General features: G+C 62.9%; 17 protein-coding genes. 10 read left to right on the top strand and 7 right to left on the bottom strand.

The features are described from left to right. Positions 1-13 precede the first annotated feature (13 nt). Positions 14-1,027, top strand: a complete 1,014-nt coding sequence (locus tag G6032_RS09015) for an MlaD family protein (RefSeq protein WP_165281805.1) — start codon at positions 14-16, stop codon at positions 1,025-1,027. A gap of 4 nt (positions 1,028-1,031) precedes the next feature. Further along, entirely contained in the window at positions 1,032-1,658 is a 627-nt protein-coding gene (locus tag G6032_RS09010; protein ID WP_165281804.1) for a PqiC family protein, read from the top strand. A gap of 34 nt (positions 1,659-1,692) precedes the next feature. Here the strand turns inward: G6032_RS09010 and G6032_RS09005 are convergent, their stop codons facing one another. After that, positions 1,693-3,159, bottom strand: coding sequence for an HD domain-containing phosphohydrolase (locus G6032_RS09005; protein WP_165281803.1), 1,467 nt, complete (start codon positions 3,157-3,159; stop codon positions 1,693-1,695). Positions 3,160-3,598: 439 nt separating this feature from the next. Between G6032_RS09005 and G6032_RS09000 the strand changes: the two genes are divergently transcribed. The 7 genes from G6032_RS09000 to G6032_RS08970 all read left to right on the top strand — a co-directional run bounded on the left by G6032_RS09000 (position 3,599) and on the right by G6032_RS08970 (position 12,449). Next, positions 3,599-6,514 carry a TonB-dependent receptor gene (locus G6032_RS09000; protein ID WP_165281802.1) on the top strand — a complete coding sequence of 972 codons (2,916 nt, stop codon included), beginning with the start codon at positions 3,599-3,601 and terminating at the stop codon, positions 6,512-6,514. Then, complete coding sequence (locus tag G6032_RS08995; protein ID WP_165281801.1) at positions 6,511-7,671, top strand: alkaline phosphatase; 1,161 nt, start codon at positions 6,511-6,513, stop codon at positions 7,669-7,671. The genes G6032_RS09000 and G6032_RS08995 overlap by 4 nt, the downstream gene beginning before the upstream one ends. A 48-nt stretch (positions 7,672-7,719) precedes the next feature. Beyond that, positions 7,720-8,157 carry an HIT family protein gene (locus tag G6032_RS08990; protein ID WP_165281800.1) on the top strand — a complete coding sequence of 146 codons (438 nt, stop codon included), beginning with the start codon at positions 7,720-7,722 and terminating at the stop codon, positions 8,155-8,157. Between the two features lie 88 nt (positions 8,158-8,245). Continuing rightward, a complete protein-coding gene (locus G6032_RS08985) occupies positions 8,246-9,046 on the top strand; it encodes a glucosaminidase domain-containing protein (protein WP_206211901.1) in 801 nt (266 codons plus the stop codon). Continuing rightward, entirely contained in the window at positions 9,027-10,157 is a 1,131-nt protein-coding gene (locus G6032_RS08980) for a polysaccharide deacetylase family protein (protein ID WP_165281799.1), read from the top strand. Before G6032_RS08985 ends, G6032_RS08980 begins: the two co-directional genes overlap by 20 nt. A gap of 182 nt (positions 10,158-10,339) precedes the next feature. After that, entirely contained in the window at positions 10,340-10,756 is a 417-nt protein-coding gene (locus G6032_RS08975) for a universal stress protein (protein WP_165281798.1), read from the top strand. Positions 10,757-10,781: 25 nt separating this feature from the next. Beyond that, positions 10,782-12,449 carry a BCCT family transporter gene (locus tag G6032_RS08970; RefSeq protein ID WP_165281797.1) on the top strand — a complete coding sequence of 556 codons (1,668 nt, stop codon included), beginning with the start codon at positions 10,782-10,784 and terminating at the stop codon, positions 12,447-12,449. Here G6032_RS08970 and G6032_RS08965 read toward each other — a convergent pair whose 3' ends face one another. The 4 genes from G6032_RS08965 to G6032_RS15820 form a co-directional block, all read right to left on the bottom strand. Beyond that, complete coding sequence (locus G6032_RS08965; protein ID WP_165281796.1) at positions 12,450-13,172, bottom strand: 3'-5' exonuclease; 723 nt, start codon at positions 13,170-13,172, stop codon at positions 12,450-12,452. It lies immediately after the preceding gene. An 11-nt stretch (positions 13,173-13,183) separates the two neighbouring features. Then, positions 13,184-15,088 (bottom strand): DUF294 nucleotidyltransferase-like domain-containing protein, encoded by a 1,905-nt coding sequence (locus tag G6032_RS08960; RefSeq protein WP_165281795.1) that lies wholly within the window; start codon positions 15,086-15,088, stop codon positions 13,184-13,186. A 193-nt stretch (positions 15,089-15,281) separates the two neighbouring features. Then, a complete protein-coding gene (locus G6032_RS08955; RefSeq protein ID WP_165281794.1) occupies positions 15,282-15,854 on the bottom strand; it encodes a PRC-barrel domain-containing protein in 573 nt (190 codons plus the stop codon). 253 nt (positions 15,855-16,107) lie between these two features. After that, positions 16,108-16,809, bottom strand: a complete 702-nt coding sequence (locus G6032_RS15820) for a matrixin family metalloprotease (RefSeq protein WP_165281793.1) — start codon at positions 16,807-16,809, stop codon at positions 16,108-16,110. 323 nt (positions 16,810-17,132) lie between these two features. Between G6032_RS15820 and G6032_RS08945 the strand changes: the two genes are divergently transcribed. After that, positions 17,133-19,001, top strand: coding sequence for a DUF885 domain-containing protein (locus G6032_RS08945; RefSeq protein WP_165281792.1), 1,869 nt, complete (start codon positions 17,133-17,135; stop codon positions 18,999-19,001). Between the two features lie 91 nt (positions 19,002-19,092). Here G6032_RS08945 and G6032_RS08940 read toward each other — a convergent pair whose 3' ends face one another. Beyond that, positions 19,093-19,590: a methyltransferase domain-containing protein gene (locus tag G6032_RS08940; RefSeq protein WP_165281791.1), complete on the bottom strand. Its 498-nt coding sequence runs from the start codon at positions 19,588-19,590 to the stop codon at positions 19,093-19,095. Positions 19,591-19,689: 99 nt separating this feature from the next. After that, on the bottom strand, positions 19,690-20,010 hold the full coding sequence (locus G6032_RS08935) for an Mpo1-like protein (protein WP_165281790.1): 321 nt from the start codon (positions 20,008-20,010) through the stop codon (positions 19,690-19,692). Positions 20,011-20,059 lie beyond the last annotated feature (49 nt).

The following is a 20,059-nucleotide window of genomic DNA, read 5'->3' as shown; positions in this document are numbered from 1 at the left end:
TTGGTGAAGCGTCTTGAGCGCCAGGGCGAACCCGACCGTGGTCGGCGCTTTCGTGCTGGGCGGCATCGTGCTCCTCGCGTCGGCCCTGATGATTTTCGGTGGCGGACGGTTTCTCGAGGAAAGAAGAAGTTTCGTCACTTATTTCGAAGGTTCGCTCCAGGGGCTGCGCGTGGGATCCGATGTCCTGTTTCGCGGGGTGCGGGTGGGCTTCGTCAGCGACATCCAGGTCCAGGTCGATGAAGACCACAGCGAGTTCCTCGTCCCGGTGATATTCCAGATTCTCCCCGAGGCCATCGCGCTCGTGGGGCCCGACGACGGGCTCCTGCTGCGCGACAACGAATCCCCCAGCCTGGACGAACTGATCCAGCGCGGACTTCGTACCCGCCTCGAAACGGAAAGTTTTGTCACCGGGCAGCTCGTCCTCGAGCTCGATTTCTACCCGGATACGCCGATCAAGCTTTACGGCAGCCCCTATGAGTTCCCCGAAATTCCCAGCGTGCCCTCGAACATCCAGCGGGCGCTGCGGGCCATCCAGAATTTCATCAGCGACCTGCAGGAAACCGTCGATGTCGAGGAACTCGTCACGCGTATTGACAACGTGCTCGAAGGCATCGATGCACTGGTGCGATCTGACCAGCTGCATGGCACCCTGAGCGGCCTGAATCGCCTCTCCAACACCGAGGAGTTGCAAGCCCTGCCGGGCGCCGTGGCAAACACGCTGGATTCCGTCGAACGCACCCTGGACGAGATCCGGGCCCTGGTCGCGACCACGGACCAGAATCTCCAGCCCGTGTTGCAGGGCGCGGAAAGCAGTGTCGCGGAACTCGGTGCCACGCTGCGTGACGTGAGTACGATGCTCGATACACTCTCGACGGAATTCGGCGGCGATTCGGAGCTCAGTTACCAGCTGCGCGAAACGCTGGACGAATCGCGCGCAGCGGCACGCAGCCTGCGACAGCTGGTCGAGTTCCTGGAACGTAATCCGGAAGCCCTGTTGCGCGGTCGCCCGCCCCCACGGGAGCAATGACACCATGTTTCACCCCAAACACCCCGGCCGCTTCGGTGCCCTGGCACTGCTTGGAATACTCCTGCTCGGGGGATGTATTCCGGCCTCACCGCCGATGCGTTTTTTCGTGCTCACGCCCATCGAGGCGGAGGCGCCCTCGCCCCCTGTGCTCGATGGCCTCCGCGTACTGATCGGTCCCCTGCGCGCGGCGGGCTATCTCGACCGGCCGCAGCTCATGACCCGCCGATCGGACGGGGAACTGATGCTGCATGAACTCGATCGCTGGGCTGCGCCGCTGGACGAGATGCTGGTGCAGACCCTCGCGGACAACCTCATGCGCCTCACCGGCTCAGAGCAGGTGCTGGCTTACCCCACGCCCGGTCGTGCTGCGGCGGATTTGCGTGTCACGGGGCAGATCATTCGTTTCGATACGGACACCGCCGGAGTTGCAGTATTGAAAGCCCAGTGGCAGCTGAAGAATGGCCGTGGGGAAGTGCTCATGGCGCCGCAGACCGCCGAGTACCGGGCGCGCGCAGAGAATGAAGGAATGGCTGCACGGGTCGGCGCGCTGAGCACCGTGGTCGGCGAGTTCGCAAGGGAACTCGCCGTGCATCTCGCCGAGGAATCGGGCAAGGGAACGGCCATACCCTGAGCGCCGGAACGGCCTGACCGGCCGTAGCGGCCGCTCAATCCGGAAACTGGTAGCCCTGTTCCCGGAAAAGCCGCAAGCATGCGGCGGCCACGTCCGGATCGTAACGTGTGCCGGCATGACGCTCGATTTCCTCCAGGGCGGTCGTGATCTCGTGTGCCGGACGGTAAGGTCGGTGGGACGCCATCGCCTCCACCGTGTCCGCCACGGCGAGAATCCGCGCCTCGAGCAGGATCTCGTCACCCTTCAGGCCGCGCGGATAACCGCTGCCATCCATGCGCTCATGATGCTGGTACGTCATCTCGGCCAGTGGCCAGGGGAAGACGATATCCTTGAGCAGCTCGTAACCCGCCGTGGCATGAGACTTGATGTACTCGTATTCGACGTCCGTGAGCCGGCCGGGCTTGGAGAGCATGTCCGCGGGAATAGCGATCTTGCCGATGTCATGCACCGACGCGCCGAGCATGAGACCTTCACGACGTTCCGCGTCGAAGCCGAACTCGTCGGCGATGGCCACCGACAACGCAGCCACGCGTCGCTCGTGCCCTGCGGTATAGGGGTCGCGCAGCTCCACGACACGGGTCATCGCCATGACGGTGCCTTGCATCGCTTCCTCGATACGGCGCAACTGCGCCAGCTCGCGGCGTTCGGCCTCGAGCCGCCCTGTGACGTCGAGCGCCGTCACCACGCGGGCGTTGCGGCCCCTGAAGCGCATCGAATGCGCCGCGATTTCGACCTTGATGCGTGAGCCGTCTTTCTTGATGTGTGTCCAGATCTCGTTGCGCGAGAAAGGATGGGCGCGATGCAGCTGTATGTTCTCCATCAGTCGCGAGACTTCTTCCGCCGGGCGGATGTCGGTGATGCGCATCGCGAGCCATTCGGGTCGCGCATAACCGTAGTGTGCGATGGCCGCGTCGTTCACATCGAGAAAGTGGAGCGAGTCGAGGTCGTAGATCCACATCGGCTGTGGGTTTGCGGTGAACAGGAGTCGATAGTCCTGCTGGATGGATTCGTAGGCGCGGCTGAGTTCCTCCACCTGGGAGATCTTCGTCTCCAGCTTGCGACCGACGATCCTCTCCCGCCCACTGCGGAACGCGGCCTCATCCATGGGTGGCTTGGCCGGCGGGCACCGCGTGCCTCGGCTGAGCTGGGCCTGGACTGTGGCAACCAGCTGCTCTGCCGCGCACGGCTTGACCATGTAAGCCGCTGCGCCCAGCGACAGGGCGAACTCCCGATCGGTCTCGCTCGTGTAGACCGCCGTGTAGAACAGGAACGGCACTCCGCACAGGTGTTCGTCACCCATCCAGGCCTGGCATAGCAAGAAGCCGTCCATCCCGGGCATGAATACATCGGAAATCACGAGATCGGGCGGCTCCGCCCGTGCCGAATCAAGGGCTTCATGGCCGTCGGCCGCCTGCGTCACCCGGTAGCCGCGCGCATCAAAAATGCCTGCAAGCAGCATCCGGCTCGGCGCATCGTCATCTACGACAAGGATTCGAGGCATCGGCAGATCGTGTCCCAAGGGCGGTCGACGGACGGGGCAGCGTGATCCTTCGCCACGCAGACCGAGTTGTACAGGTTTATTGTCGGCCGTGTTGCTCCCAGTCTTAAATTTTTACGCACTGCAACAATCCGGGAACGAGTAAACCCTTCTTCCCAAAACGGTAATACAACTTGAACTTTCCGACGTTGTAATAGCGCCGTTCGACCGGCAACTCGCAGGACGATCGCGACCCGCCCGGACCCTGGAACAGGGGACTGCGGGCACCAGGGACCCGGCATGCCCCGCCGGTTGCGCCCAAAGGGATGCGTCCCCCGCATCCACTGTCGCGAGACCGACACTGCGCCAGGGCTTAGCGGACACGATTGCGCCCCTGCGCGTCGTCGGCTCCCCGTCGGGCCGATGCCACCTCTCCCCCTGTAACCAGATCCGAGGGATTTCCATGTCCACGAGAAAGAACAATTCCCGGCTTCGCGATGGCTTGCGGGCGGCGCTCGCAGCGACCGTCCTCACCAGCTGCGCGACAGGCTTCATGTTACTGGTGCCGACCTCGGCCATGGCGCAAACCCAGCCTGGCACGGTCAGCGGTCGAGTACTCGACCGCGTCAAGGGGCAGCCGCTCAACGGTGTCTCCGTCCGCATCGTCGAAACCGGACGCCGCTTTGTCACCGATACGAATGGACAGTTCCGTGCCACCAATCTCGAACCCGGCGCCTACACGCTGGAGTTTTCTTTCGTGGGTGTCGACTCCGTGATCGAGACTGTCGAGGTCATGTCGGGCGCGGATATCAGGCTCGATGTCGAGCTGGGGCAGCTCGAGACCGTGGTCGTCGTCGGCCAACGCGGGGCACAGGCCCAGGCGCTCAGCGAACAACGCGCCGCCGACAATCTGCGGAACGTGGTGTCTGCGGACCAGGCCGGCCGTTTCCCGGATCGAAATGTAGCTGAGTCCCTGCGGCGCGTCCCCGGCATCTCGATCCAGCGTGAGGAGAAAGGCGGCGAAGGTCGCTATGTCTCGATCCGGGGGCTGGACAGCGGACTGAACAATTTCCAGATCAACGGTATGAATGTAGCGCAGCCGGAAGAAGAGACACGACGCGCTCCGCTGGACGTCGTGCAGACATCCGCCTTGTCGAAACTCACCATCAACAAGACGCTTCTTCCGGACCACGAATCGGACGGAATCGGTGGCCAGGTCATCCTGGAGACGGCGACGGCATTCGATTTCAGCAGTCCGATCTACGAGTTCGAGGTGAGCGGCTACTACCAGGACTTCGCCGACAGTGTCGGACCGAAGATCGCGGGCACCCTCGCCCGGAAGTTCGGCGCCCGGGAACAACTCGGCATCCTGGTCGCGGGCAGCTACAGCCAGCGTGACACCTTCGGCTACGTGCTCAGTAACGGAGAGGATTACATCCCTTTCGTGGAGGACGATCCGTCAAGCGGTTTCACGGCCTATGAGTTCGAACTGAACACCTTCGACAATGACCGAGAGAACCTGGCGCTCCAGACTGCCCTCGACTGGCAGGTCACTCCGGATACGTACCTGGCTCTGAAGGGCAGCTATAACCGCCTGATCGATATCGAAACGAATCGCGGCCTGGTATTCGAGGGCTCGGACGAATACGACGCCGCCGGCAACCTGCTGCTCGACCAGGGGGGCACCGTGGTGCTCAATGGCGAGTACGAGGAAACCGAGTGGGAGCAGAACTCACTGGTGTTCCATGGCGAAACCTACTCGGGTCCCTTCCTGTTCGAGTATGGCCTGGGTTATTCCTATGCGCGGCAGGACGAGCCCAACGATTATGAAGTCAGCTTCGAAACCGATGTCGATTCGAGCCTGCTGGATTATTCGGGCTCCTCGGCCAAATACCCTTTCCCGTCTCTCACGGCGGCCGAACTGCAGCAAATCAGTGACCCGGCTAATTTTGTCCTGGGCGGCAATGATATCGACGCGGACGAGTCTGAAAATACCCGTTACTCGGCGCGTTTCGACACGACCTTTGCGCCCGTCAGTCCCGGTGCGCTCCAGTTCATCAAGGGCGGCGTCAAGATCGAACGGTCGGAGAAACGTCTCTTCGAGGCCAATGTTCTCGAGGTCGAAGGGCCATTGAGCCTGACGGACTTCGGTGTCGGGCCGCGCATCGACTTCCGTGATATCGGCGCGCCTTATCCTGCGTACCTGACCCTCGACGACGCGAACCTGAAGAACTGGCGGACCTTCGGCAACAACCTGGTGGAAAACGATCCGGATTTCGTCAACGCCTACGTCGAAGACGGCCTCGACGGAGCTCCGATTCCGGACGAGGATACCTATGACGCCACCGAGGACACCTACGCTGCATATGCCATGGGAAAATGGGTCCTCGGGCGGTGGGACCTGATCGGCGGGGCCCGGATCGACCATACAAAAATAAAGAGCAACAACCTGGAATTGCTCGAACTCGAGGGCCAGGATCCCGTGCTGACCCCGATCCGGGGAAGCGCTGATTACACGCACGTGTTGCCGCGTTTCCAGGCGAACTATCGTTACGCGGACGACATCGTTTTCCGTGCCGCCGCGTTTACCTCGATCGGACGTCCGGCTTTCGAATATGTCTCAGGGACGACCGAGATCGAAGAAGACGACGGCGTCGTGGATATTTTCCTCGGCAACCCCGATATCAAGCCCTCCTACGCTTACAACCTCGACTTCGCAATCGAAAAATATTTCGGGAATGTCGGCGTGGCCTCGATCAACCTGTTTTACAAGCGGATCGATGATTTCATCTTCAACGAAGACGCGCCCGAGGCGGAGATCGATAGCGGTCGATTCGCCAATGATCCACGGCTTGCCGGGCTCGAGATCGGCGAAGTGGTCACGATCATCAATGGCGACCAGGCCGAGATCTGGGGCGCGGAATTCAATCTCGTACGCCAGTTCTCCGAGCTTCCCGGCGCCTGGGGCGGCCTCGGCGTCTATGCGAACCTGACGGTGCAGACGAGTTCCGCCGATGCAGGGCTCGAGGGACGGGATGACGAGGAGTTCTTCAACGCCCCTGACCTTTTGTACACCGTAGCCGGCACCTACCAGGGCGCCGGGGTCGAAGCGACCCTCGCCTACTCCTATCGCGATACGTACGTGCTGGAGTTCGCGGACTTCGGCAGGAGCATCGTCGCCGAGCCCTATGGCTCCCTGGACGCTCAGCTGAGTTACGATTTCGGCCCGCGAGTGAGAGTCTTTCTGAACGCCATCGACCTGCTTGATGACGGCTCGGACCCGATCAACGATTTCCGTTTCGGCAAGGGTTCGCCACTTCTCCAGGAAGCGACTTACAACGGCCGGTCATTCGTCTTCGGCGCGAACGTGCTGTTTTGACTCCGGCGCGTCCGATTATCAACAACCTTGGGGGCGCCATGAAGCGTTTGTCGGGTATTGCTCGCGGTTTTATCCTGTGTCTGGCTGCCGGACCGTCATACGCGGAGGTGTCTGCGACGCCCCAGGCGCCGCTGCCGCGCAACGTGATTCTCATCGTGGGCGATGGCCTGGGGTTCAGTCACCTGCTTGCCGGTCGGTACCACCGCGGGGATCTGCGCGTGCCGCTTGTCATGGAGCAACTCCCCAGCAGCGGCACACTCGAGACTTTATCTCTCGGGGAGGAGTGGATCACGGATTCCGCGGCTTCTGCCTCGGCCATGTCGACCGGATCGAAGACCACGAACGGGCGAATCGCGACCACTCCGGCGGGCGAATCGCTCGAGACTTTGTTCGAAGCCCTGCGCGCGCGGGGCTATGCCGTTGGTGTTGCGACCACCGGAGATCTCAATGGGGCGACAGCGGCCGCCTTTATCACCAGTGCGCCGAGTCGCCGCGACAAGGAGGCCATCAGTCGCGGCATCGTGCGTTTCGCACCCGACGTGATGGTCGGCAACAGCGTGGAGTTCTTTCATCCGGAGGGACCCGCACCACTTCGGGCCGAGACGCTCCAGGCGGCCGGATGGGGCGTGCATGTCGATGTACCGTTCGACGATATCCCTGCGGGAGAGTCGCCGGTGCTGATCGGTTATTCGGAATATATCGACGAGGCGCAGTCCCTGCAGGCAGAGCGGAACGTGCTGCAAGCCGGCGCACCACACCTCGCGGAGGCCATGCGCTTCGCGATCCAGCAACTGTCGCGCGTTTCCGAGAAGGGTTTTTTCTTGCTGGTGGAAGAAGACTGGATCGACTCCTGGGGGCACGACAACAATTTTTCCCTGCTCGCGGAAATGGTCGTCCATCTCGACGATACCGTTGCAGCCGCACGCGAATACGCAGAGAAAGACCAGCGGACGCTGCTGGTCGTGACGTCCGACCACGAGTGTTGCGGCCTGACTATTACGGCGGCGGGCGCCGGGAAAGTCACAGCTGAATTTGCCTCTGAAGACCATACGGCGCAGCCGGTACCCCTTTTCGCTTACGGCCCTGGCGCCGGGTTATTCGGGGAGCGGTTGGACAATACGGATATCCGCGAGCGCGTTCTCCGTCTTTTGCAGTAGCGCGAAATTCGTTCCGATACGGTCACGGCATTGCGCTAGAATCAGGCCATGACATCGTCGCCCGGATTCTCGCTGGACTCCCGCCTCGAGAGGGATTCGAGCCCGTTGGTGGACCTCGAGCTTTGCTCGGTGAGGCTGATGCAGGATGCGCGCTATCCGTGGCTGGTGCTCGTGCCACGCAGACCGGATGCAGTCGAGATCCTGGATCTCGCGGAGCCCGACCAGCTCCTGCTTTGGGATGAAATCCGTCTTTGCGCCGCCGCGCTGGATCGAACGGTCCGACCTCACAAGCTCAACATCGCGGCACTCGGCAACGTGGTCGCCCAACTGCACGTGCATGTGATCGCCAGGTTCGAAACGGATGATGCATGGCCGCGTCCGGTCTGGGGGATACATGCGGCGAGGCCCTACGACGCTGCCGACCGGGAGGTCTTTTCTTCCTCGCTATTGCGAAATCTCGGTATCGGGCGCGCCTCCGCGTTCTAGGCAGACCTCCATTGCAGCCTGCGGTGTAGCGGGATCAAGATCGCTCGCCGGACAACCCGGTTTTCCCTGGATGTTAGAATCTCCAGGCATGTCATCGAACGACGACCTACGCCGCCGCTGGCGGACCACGGGACGCCCGCTTGGCGATGCAAGCATCATCCGGCTTCTCGCGGCAGGGATGCTTCTCGCTGCGGTGGCCCTGGTGGTCTTGCTCGCTCGGCCGCAGGCCCTGCCGGATTTTTCGGCCTGGCCGGCCGGGCCGGAGCGAAAAGCGCGTTTCGTAGAGTTCATGCAACCACTTGTTGCCGCGGAAACCGCCCGCGTTTTACGGGACCGTCGTCGCCTGGTTTCAATCGCTGCCGCCGGTGAGCCCGGGTGGCGTGATCGTCGCTGGTTACGGGCACTGGGCGAAAGCTATCGCCTTGACCCGGAGACGCTGTCGGGCGACGAATTACTGGCGACATTATTGCTTCGCGTGGATGCGGTTCCCATGTCGCTGGCGCTGGCGCAGGCGGCCAAGGAGTCCGGATGGGGAACCTCTCGTTTCGCCCGGAAAGGACGGAACCTGTTCGGCCAGTGGTGTTACGAACCGGGATGCGGGATCGTGCCGCGTGCCCGCGGCGAACACGCGACACACGAGGTCCAGGTCTTTTCCACACCGCGCGAGTCCGTGGCAAGTTATCTGCAAAACATCAACACGCATCCGGCCTACCGTGATTTTCGCCTGGCGCGAGCCGGCTTGCGCGCGAGCCAGGCGCCGCTTTCAGGGCTGGTGCTCGCGGAACAACTGCAGAGCTATTCGGAACGCGGCAGCGCCTATGTCGATGAAATAAAGCAGCTGATCCGATTCAACGATCTCGAGGAGTTCGATGGCGATACGGATGCATGAACGCCACGGCCCGGCGGATGCCCTTCGCAGTGCCAGGTTTCTGGTGCTGCTCCTGCTTGCCTTGGCCCTCGGGGAGCAATCGATTGCGAGCGAGGAAACGGATGACGGTGCGCGGGAACATGGCGTCATCCTGCTGTATCACCACGTCAGCGACGATACGCCGCCCGCGACGAGCGTCTCGCCGGACGTGTTCTCGTCCCACCTGGACCATCTCGCTGCGCAGGGCTACAACGTCATCCCGCTCGATACGCTGGTTGCCGGGCTCCGCGGCCGTGGATCACTGCCGCCGAACGCCGTGTCCATTACTTTCGACGATGCCTATTCCTCGGTTTTCACCCATGCGCTACCGATGCTGGAGCGCCGTGGCTGGCCGTTTACGGTGTTCGTCAGCACGGACTACATCGATAAGTCCTACGGCGGCTACATGAGCTGGGCGCAGCTGCGTGCTATAGAGATGCGCGGCGGGCGGATCGGCAACCACAGCTCATCGCACCGCCATCTCGTTCGGCGCTTGCCGGATGAAAGCGAAGCGGCCTGGCGCAGGCGCATCGCCGCGGATATCGAACATGCCCAGGCGCGCCTGGAGGCCGAACTGGCCGCACCGTTGCAAATGCACGCCTATCCTTACGGCGAATTCGATGGCTCGCTCGAAGCCCTGCTCCACGAAATGGATTACGTGGCCTTCGGCCAGCAGTCGGGGCCGGTGGGACGCAACTCGGATTTCCGGTCGTTGCCGAGATTCCCCGTCGCCACCGGCTACGCGGACCTCGAATCACTCGCGGAGAAGCTGCGCAGCCGCCCTTTGCCGGTCGAGGTCGTCTCACCCGACAGTCGTGTGCTCGCGCCAGGGGCGGGTCCGCCCCTCCTGAAGCTGAGAATTCCTCCCGGCGGCTATGATCGTCGCCGCCTGAGTTGCTACGTGAGTGGACAGGCGCCGGCGCAAGTGACTTGGGATGGCGACATCGCGCTGGTCCGCGCCCAGCGGGCCCTCAGGCCCGGCCGCAGCAAGTTCAATTGCACGGCGCCCTCCAGCGAAATTCCAGGTGTTTACTTCTGGTACAGCCACCTGTGGATACGCCCGAACGACGATGGCAGCTGGTACCGGGAATAAACGTTTCCGCGCGGGCGCCCGTGCCTCATGTGCAAAAGAACCACCGCCGCTCGAGGCAGCGAATTGGCCTCGAAGGTTGTTCGCATGTTAGGTTGAATAGCGGAGCGGGCCGATGAAATAAAAGCGACTTAAAGGCCAGTCTGCTCCACAACAAAATATCTGCCATAGGGAGGTGCACGGGCGTGTACGAGAAAATCATGGTCCCCGTCGACCTGGCTCATATCGATGCGCTGGAGAAATCTGTCCAGGTGGCTGCAGATATGGCACGCCATTTCAAGGCGGAAGTCTGCTACGTCAGCGTCACGGCGAATACGCCGGGTCCGGTGGGGCGCACACCGGCTGAATACGAAAAAAAGCTCACTGCTTTCGCCGCAGCGCAGAGTCAACAGCACGGCCAGCCGACCGACTCCAAGGTGATCGTGAGTCACGATCCCACGGCTGATCTCGACCGTTTACTGGTGAACGCCATCGAGGAAGTCGGGGCGGACCTGGTCGTGATGGGCACGCACCTGCCTCAAAAGGTCGATGCCATCATGCCTTCCCACGGCGACAAGCTCGCAAAACACACGAAAGCGTCAGTGTTCCTGGTGCGTCCCTGACCCCATCGAATAAAGGAGCGACCGGGTGGAAAACAAAACGAATCATGACTCAGGCACGGATCCGACAGAGCTCAGCGAAGGCGTACCCGCCCCCGAGGGCGCGGCTTCGCTGATCGATACGGATTACGTGATCGGCCAGGACAATTACACAGCTTCTCCTCTTGGCATCAATCTCGATATCCACGGCAAGGTCTTTGCGATCTCCGCCGTAGTCACGTTGTTTTTTCTGTTGCTTACGCTCGCGCTGCAAAACGAGGTCGAACCCTTGTTCGGCGCGATGCGAGACTGGTTGACGTCTAACCTGGCGTGGTTCTTCATCCTGGCGGGAAACATTTTCGTGCTGCTCTGTTTCGGGCTGATCCTGTCCCCGCTGGGCAAAATCCGTATCGGCGGCACGGAAGCGAAGCCGGACTTCACTTATATCGGCTGGTTTTCCATGCTGTTCGCCGCGGGCATGGGCATCGGCCTCATGTTCTACGGTGTTTCCGAGCCCATGTCGCACTTCGATGCCGCGCTGGCCGGGACGACGATGGAGAACGGCGTGCGCACCGACTGGGCTCCTCTCGGTGCCGCTGCCGGCGACACGGAGGCCGCCGCACGGCTGGGCATGGCGGCAACGATCTTCCACTGGGGCCTGCATCCCTGGGCCATCTACGCCGTCGTCGCGCTCGCGCTCGCCCTGTTCTCCTTCAACAAGGGGCTGCCGCTGACCATTCGCTCGATCTTCTATCCGCTTCTGGGCGAACGCGTGTGGGGCTGGCCGGGACATATCATCGACATGCTCGCCGTGTTCGCCACATTGTTCGGCCTGGCCACTTCGCTCGGGCTGGGGGCGTCGCAGGCGTCCGCGGGGCTGACCTACCTGTTCGGCATTCCCGAAGGGAATGTCACCATGGTGCTCCTGATCCTCGGAATCACCTCCATCGCCACCGTGTCCATCGTCGCGGGCGTCGACAAGGGCGTGAAGCGCCTGTCGGAGATCAACATGGTCCTGGCATTCGTGCTGTTGCTGTTCGTCCTCGTGGTCGGGCCGACCATGCTGATCTTCACGGGTTTCTTCGAGAACCTGTGGACCTATGTCGTCAATCTCCCTGCCCTGTCCAACCCGTTTTTCCGCGAAGATGCGAACTTCAGCCAGGGCTGGACGGCCTTCTACTGGGCCTGGTGGATCAGCTGGTCGCCGTTCGTCGGCATGTTCATCGCACGGGTCAGCCGCGGCCGCACCGTGCGCGAATTCCTGGTGGCCGTGCTGCTGGTGCCGTCCTTCGTCTCGGTGCTCTGGATGACGGCTTTCGGCGGTACGGCGATCAACCAGTTCGTCGGGACCGGTTTCGAAGGTGTGCGTGAGGCCGCGCTGGAGCTGAAGCTCTTCGCCATGCTCGGCGAACTGCCGCTGACGGAAATCACTTCCTTCGTGGGCATCGTGCTGGTCGTGGTGTTTTTCGTCACTTCCTCCGACTCGGGCTCACTGGTGATCGACACCATCACGGCGGGCGGAAAAGTGGATGCACCCAAGCCCCAGCGGGTGTTCTGGGCGTTCATCGAGGGCGGTATCGCCATCGCACTGTTGCTCGGCGGCGGACTGGTGGCATTGCAGGCCATGGCGGTGTCGACCGGATTGCCGTTCACCGTCGTGTTGCTGGTCGGTTGTTACGCCATCGTGAAGGGCCTGTTGAGCGAGCCTCGGGGCTGACTAGCCCCACAGCTCGCCGATCGGGGTCTGCGGACCGAAGCGCGCAGCGACCTGGGCCTGGAGCAGTTCCGCCGTGGCCAGGGCGTCGATGACCGCATGATGGGGCTGGTAGACGGGAAGCCCGTAGCGGCTGCGACTCTCATGCAGGCGGATCGAGACCGGTTTGCCACCGAGCCAGCGGCGGAGCCGGGCCGTCCTGGATTGCCGGTACACGCGCGCCTCGAGCTCCATAGTGTCGATCACCGGGAACCGGAGTCCTTCGCCGAGGCGGAACTGCACGGCGGACTCCAGGAACGCGCGCTCTATGTTGCGATAGTGGACGACAGGCAACCGGCCAGCCATCGACGCGAGCACTTCCTCGAGCACCACGGTCAGATCGGGTGCGCCATGGAGAACCGAGTGCGTGATCCGGTGCAGGGTGACCGATTTTTCCTGCAGCTGGAATCTCGGCTTCAGTAGCCAGTGGCGGCGTTGGGAGAACTGGATGCGATCCAGCGTGAACGGCACCACGCCGATGCTGACGATGGAGTGGCGGCGCGGATCGAGGCCCGTGGTTTCGATGTCGAGCGCCACCAGCGGCGTGTCTGCCAGCGGCTGCGTGGGTAACAGCTCCCAGGCCGCGAAGAAGCGCTGCAGCCTGGGATCCCTGGCCGCGGCTGCGCACTGCGCCATGTACTCGACCCACTCGGTCGGTGGCGCGCCGGATAGTGTCTTTGCTGGCATCCGGGAACGGCTCAGTTGCGTCGGGTGGGAATCGGATAGCGGAACTGCAGGAACTTCTGGGCATCGCTGAGCAGCTGGAAAGCGTCCTTGAGATTATGTCGTTCCTCGCTGGAGATGTTTTCCGGTTCGATGCTGTTGCTGGGCAATTGGTCCCGCTGCAGGGCGATGCCCTGGTGACGAATCCTTACCATGGAAATGAATTCGAGCGCGTAACGAATCCGATCGGCTACGCCGGACGGCAGCAGGTCGGTCTGGGCGATGTCGTTCAAGCGATCGAAGGAGTTCTGCGAAGTGGAGCCGGACGCCAGCGCGTGCACCCGGATCAGGTCCACCATTGGTGCGGTGCCCCGGCGCTTCACATTGATCGTATTGTTCTGCTTGCCGTCTTTCTCCATGACGAAGTTACGGAAGAACCCCAGAGGCGGCGTCCGATTGGACGCGTTGCGCGCCATCGCGGCGAGAAACAGGGGGCTCTGGGGCGCCTTTTCGGCCACCAGGTCCTGTAGCTGGACGACGTAAGCCCCTTCGCCGGCGACGCTGTCGAGGTCGAAGAAAATAGAGCTGTGCAGCAGGCGTTCCGGCGTCGGATTATCGATCCAGTCGTTGAAGTATCGTTTCCAGGCCCGCAGGGGCTGACGCCACTGCGGATTCGTCCCCATGATGCCCCCGGTGCAATAGGTGTAGCCGCATGCAGCCAGCCCATCGCTGACGATCTTCGCCAATGCGGCGAAGTACTCATCATGCCGGTCCGGCTCGAACGTATCGTCGAGCACCAACGCGTTATCCTGGTCGGTGACGATACTCTGTTCGTTGCGGGCCATGGAGCCCAGCGCCATCAATGAATACGGCACCGGTGGTGGCCCCAGCTCCCGTTCACCGATTTCCAGCAGGCGACGCGTGAAGCTCCGGCCGATGGTAGAAAGCGCACTGCCGATCATCTGCGAATTGGCGCCCTCCTCCACCATGCGCACGAAAGATTCGCGGACGTCGGGCAGGAGTCGGGCAAGGCCCTTCGCGTCGTCCTGCGTAAAAATGCGCTCGACGAGGTAGAGGCTGGTGTGGGTCTGGTGCCGAATGATGTCCGAGATGTGCAGCACGCCCATCAGGCGGCGTCGGTGGAGCACCGGCAGGTGTTGCATGTTGTTGCGCAGCATGCACAGCATCGCTTCCTGCAGCGTCTCGTCCGACTGCACGGTGAACGGCTGGCCCTCGATGACCTCGCCGACCGGGGTATCCGGCGGCAGACCCTGCGCCACGACGCGGCTGCGAAAATCACTGTCCGTCAGGATGCCGAGCAGCTGCCGGACCTCGCCGGTCTCGTCAGTCACGTTGAAGCGTGGATTGCCGTCGGGGTCTGCCAGGACCAGCACCGCCGTGGCGTATTCCTCGCTGATGCGACGCGCGGCCTCCTGTACCGTGACCGACGCATCGACCACCACCGGCAGCCGCGTGATGAGCTTCCGCACCCGCGTCGTCATCATGCCGGCCTCGCCGGCGCGACGTTCCACGGTGGTTTTCAGTCGCGGTTGATCGAGTTCGACAAAGTCGGCGAACTGCTCGTCCGCGGCGCACAGTTCTTCGAACACCGTGCCCGGAATGAGGTAGATCAGCGTGTCCTCGATGGCCTTGGCGGGGAAATGCACCCGATGGTTGCGCAGCAGGCTGAAATGCCCGTAGATGTCGCCTTCTTCCAGGCGGTTGTGCAGGGTACCGCCACGCCGATAGATCTCGATCGCGCCGCTGCGGATGTAGTGCAAGTCATTGATCGTATCGTCGCGGTGCAGGATCTCGCTGCCGGCCTTGAAATAGGCGACATCGACACTGCCGGCCACCTTGTCCAGCAGGTCGTCCGACAAGCTCTCGAACGGCGCGAATCGCGCCATGTGTTGCCGGATCTCGAGTACTTCGACATCCATGTATCGCCCCCTGTCTGGCTTCAAGGACAATACCCAGTGTGGTTGGCCAGCCGCGGGCTGTAAAGGCGATCCCGGGCGCGGATCGGCGGACTGCCGATCTTGCCGGGCAGCCCGCCTCCGTTTTTTCCTTGCTTCCGTGGCATCGGGTCGAATGCTCATGGCAGCAATCCTTGCGGCCATGTGGGGTGATGAGTTAGCGGTCGCGGTCCTTGTCGCCCGTGCGACGTTCGGCCTCGAACTCCGGCAGGTTCTCGAGCTCCTGTTCGCTCATGTTGACGACGACCTTGTATTCGTCGTCTTCATCGCTCTTGGTGCGCACCTTGACATCATCCCAGGCCAGCGCCTTGGTCTCGCCGCCAATGCCCATGACGCCACCGGTCGTGACCACGACTGCAGCGACTCGACCTTGCTGGTCAAGGATGACATCGGAGATCGTGCCGACCTCTTCATCCTGTCGATTGACTATCGTCGTGTCTTCAAGATCCTCGAGCTTGATGTGGCTTTGCTCCATGCGCGTCAGCCGATTCTGGCTGGTCCGTTGCCCCATTTGCTGCATACGCTGCATATGTGCCTGATCGCTTTCCCCCTGGCGCTGCTGCATGTGTTCCGGGTTGCGGGCATGCGTCCGGTCTTGCTGTTGCATCCGCGACTGCTGCGTCTGCTGCTTGCTCTTGTCCTTGTCATAGCGAGCGTCGTCGCCGGCCTGCGCGATGCCGATGGCCGGCAGTGTCAGTGCCAGCGCACTGATTGTTACGAGATGTTTCATGTTTTCCTCCTGGGAATTTTGTTGCGAAACCAATGCAGGCGTCGATTCGGGGTGCTGCCGCACCGCGGGTCGCGCCTGCCCGGCGGCGATTATTTTGCTCGTCCGGCAAGGGGAAAACGTGCATGTTGCGTGCCAACCAGGCGGAATCGCCGTCAGGCCGGGCGCCAGGCGCCGGATCCGGGCCCTGGAAAGGGAGAGACGGGGGAAACAACTACATTGGCAATGCAAGAAGTTCCGCTCGGGCGAGCCGCGCCTAGTTCATGCGGCGTATGCCGTACAACATCTGCGCGCCGCGAATATCGCCGGGCTGCAACTCGTAATGCGCCTCGTCATAACTGAATGACATGACCTGGCCTGAGGGGCCGGCATGATCCAGGCCGATCGCGTGTCCGATCTCGTGCACGAGCGTATAGCGGATATCGAAAGACTCGATGTTTCCGTCGAAGCCGACCTTCCACCGGTGCTCCGGATTCAGGCAGGCGACAGCTTGCTGGATACCCTGGATGCCGTCTGCCTTGTCACCGCGAGGAATGACGTTCGCATAGGCGCGACCGCGGGGCCGGCCCTGCGCACCGATAAGGATATCCGCCTCGTCGGGGTTTTCGGCTCTGCGGAAACTGATGTTCGCGACCCTCTCCCACATGCGGAATGCCGCCGCCGCCTCCTCGTGCAGGATGGCCAGGGAGATCCTATGCTGCCGGGCCAATGCATCGACGGGCACCAGTTCTTCGCAGTTGCGCGCACCGTCGAAGCGCCGGGGGACGTTCACGAAGGCATAAGTGACCGTCGCGCCGGCACCGAATTCGGCCGTGCCCCATTTCACGTGATACCCGTCGAGCTTCAGGAGCCTGAACCTGGCGTCGCCAGGCGGGGTCGCCACGGCCGCGGCGCTCATGACCAGGAAAAGCGCGAGCAGCCGAAACGTGGCGAGCAGCCTGCTTGCAGTGGTTCTCACGATGGGATCCCCAGTTGGCGTTGCGACCTGTAACGCGCCTCTGGAGACGTACTGTAAGTACCACGCGCACGGCCCTCCGGTACCAGGTCACAAAAACACACTCCGCTGAGATGATTCCGCCGGCACGCGTGTGCGCGAGAAAATCGATACTTCGCGGGCCTGCCGGGAGCGGCAGGTTTCATCTGGCACCGGGCGTTGATTTTCTGCTACGGTGGCCGCGCATTTCTCGACGGCAAGCGCGGCGCAATGCCGGCGCTGCCGGCGAAACCCCGGAACCGACGCGCGTCGTCCGGGCCCTGAATCGCGGCCGGAGAGCATCAACCATGCATCGAATCCTCGTCCTGTTAACCGCCCTGGGCCTGCTTGCGGGCTGCGCCACGGGCCCGCGCAGCGTCGATGCCGGGGCTGCGGAGCCCGTGGCTGCCGAGCCTGTGGTCGCGGATCCTGTGGCCGCGGAGGAAACGCTGCACGCGTTTTTTGCCCGCGTGTACGACGAGCGGCGTGCCGCGAGTCCCCAGGCCATGGCAGCCGCGACGGCGGGCACCGAGCGCGAGGCCGATTATCTTGGTCGCCTGGATATTCCGTCCGTCGCCAGGACGAAGGCCGAGTTCGAGATGGCGCGGCGGCACCGCGCGGAGCTGGCCAAGTTCCAGTCGGCCGAGCTATCCCCCCAGGACCGGTTGTCTCTCGAGATTCTCGCCTGGACCCTCGATCAGAAACTCGCGGGCGAAGCGTTCCTCTGGCACGACTTCCCGGTCAACCAGCTGATGGCGATTCACAACATGTTGCCGAGCTTCATGACGGCACAGCATCCGCTCCGGAACGACCGGGACCTCGATTTCTACCTGCAGCGCCTTGCCCAGTTCCCCGCGGCCTTCGCGGGCACGGTGGAGGTGGTGGCCTATCGCGCGGAGCGCGGCGTCCTCCCACCGCGTTTCGCCATCGAGAAGACCCTGCGGGACGCCGAGGGCTTCATCGCGGGGCCGCCGGAAACCAACCCGCTGGTCACCGAGATTCTTGCCAGGGCCGACCGCGACGGCGTCCTGACACCGGCCCGCCGCGCAACCGCGGAGGCGGAGCTCGCCGAGGCCGTCAGCCTCCACGTGGTGCCCGCCTATCGGCACCTGGCCAGCTATCTCGAAGAGCTTTTGCCGACGGCCACGTCGAACCACGGCGTCTGGGCGCTTCCGGACGGGGAGGATTACTACCGCTGGGTGCTGCGCGGGCACACCACCACGGAGCTGGGTCCGACGGAACTGCATGCACTCGGACTGGCCGAGGTCGCGCGTATCGAAGGCGAGATGGATGCCATCCTGTGCAGCGAGGGCTACTGCGAGGGTACCGTCGGCGCGCGCATGGCGCAGCTCAACAGCGAGGAGCGCTTCCTGTTCGAGGACAGCGCCGCCGGGCGCGAGGCGGTCCTCGAAGCTTACCGCGAGATCGTCGCGGAGATCGGCGACGGCCTCGCCGGCTGGTTTCACGACGGCCCGGCCGCCGATATCGAGGTGCGCCGCGTTCCCGAGTACCGCCAGGCGACGGCCTTCGGCGCCTATTACATGCGCCCGGCGCTGGACGGCTCCCGGCCGGGCATGTTTTTCGTCAACCTGCGGGCGGTGAACGAACATCCGCGTTTCGGCCTGCGCACCCTCGCCTATCACGAGGCCATCCCGGGACATCACCTGCAGGTCAGCCGCATGCAGGCCATGTCCGACGTGCCGGAGTTCCGGCGCAGCCTCGGACTGCACGCGCATGCTGAAGGCTGGGCGTTGTACGCCGAGCGCCTGGCGTGGGAGATGGGCTTCCATGCGGACCCGTACGACAATCTCGGCCGCCTCCAGGCTGAATTGTTCCGCGCGGTGAGGCTCGTGGTGGACACGGGCATGCACCAGCTGCGCTGGTCGCGTGAACAGGGCATCGACTACATGCATGCCGTGACCGGTATGCCGATGAGCGACGTGGTGTCCGAGATCGAGCGCTACCTCGTTATCCCCGGGCAGGCCTGTTCGTTCAAGACCGGCATGATTCGCATGCAGGCGATGCGCGAGCGCGCCGCCGGAACGCTTGGCGAGGCTTTCGACATCCGCGATTTCCACCGCTTGATCCTGGACAGCGGCGCGATGCCCCTGGACCTGCTGGATGCGGTGGTGGATGACTGGATAAGCCAGGCCGCCAACGGCGATCCTTCGCGCTAGCTAGCCGGCCTCGCCAGCAAAGGCGTGGCCGGGGCGCCAGTGCAATGCGCCTCGCGTGGAACGGGATGCGCCGGGATACGCTGCGGGGCGATCACGCCTTGATTTTCTGGCCCCAGCGCGCCTGGAAGAACTCCGCCAGGGGCAACGGCACCCGGCGCGGCAAGCGCAGGTGCAGTTTGCGGGTCGAGAGAAAGATCCACTTGTGCTCGAGGAAATTCAGGCTGGCGGCAAGGTCCCACACCGGCGGCAGCACATAGACCACGCGTCGGGCCACCCGGCGCAGCTCGCGGTCCAGTGCGTCGGGATCATCCACGTGTTCCGCCGTGTGCGAACACAGGGCGATATTGAACTGGCGATCCCGGAACGGCAGCTCGTAGATCGAGCTCACCTGCACGAATCCCGGCACATCGGCGTGCTGCACGATGTCCACATTGACCCCGCCGGCATCGGTCGTGCCGCAGCAGACGTTCAGGTCCCAGCGTCGGCGGGCGACGATGTTTCGCTTGATGATGCGGTAGCTGAGGTAATGCAGGCCGAAAAGAATCGCGACGATGGTCCCAAGGCCCGTCGCAATAAGTAGTACAGTCATCGACGAACCCACCTGCTCGTATTGTCGCGAAAAGCATATCAGGACTGTCGGGCCGCGGCATACGGCTATTCGCGAGCGACCTCGAGGGACCTCGAGGGACTAGAACGGGATCCTTCCGGTCAGGCCGTCCTTGAGCATCACCCAGTCGCCCATGAAGCTGTACAAGGGATGCTTGAAGGTCGCCGGCTTGTTCTTTTCGAAGACCAGGTGACCGGTCCAGGCAAAGCCGTAGCCGATCAGGGGTAAGGCCAACAGCAGCAACCACTGTTGCGTGACCAGTACGTAGGCCAGCAGCGCCAGCACCAGCAGGCTGCCCACATAGTGCAGCCTGCGGCAGGCCGGATGACTGTGTTCCTCGAGGTAATACGGATAGAACTCGGCGAACGAATTGAAGCGCTTCTCCGGTGGCGTGGAGCTCATGCTGATTACTCTCTCGAATTCTGCGGACGACCGGGAAGGATATTCTAAC

Source organism: Wenzhouxiangella sp. XN24 (genome assembly GCF_011064545.1).
Lineage (GTDB): Bacteria > Pseudomonadota > Gammaproteobacteria > Steroidobacterales > XN24 > XN24.
The sequence above is the reverse complement of the archived record's forward strand: the minus strand, read 5'-3'. Positions and strand labels throughout refer to the sequence as shown.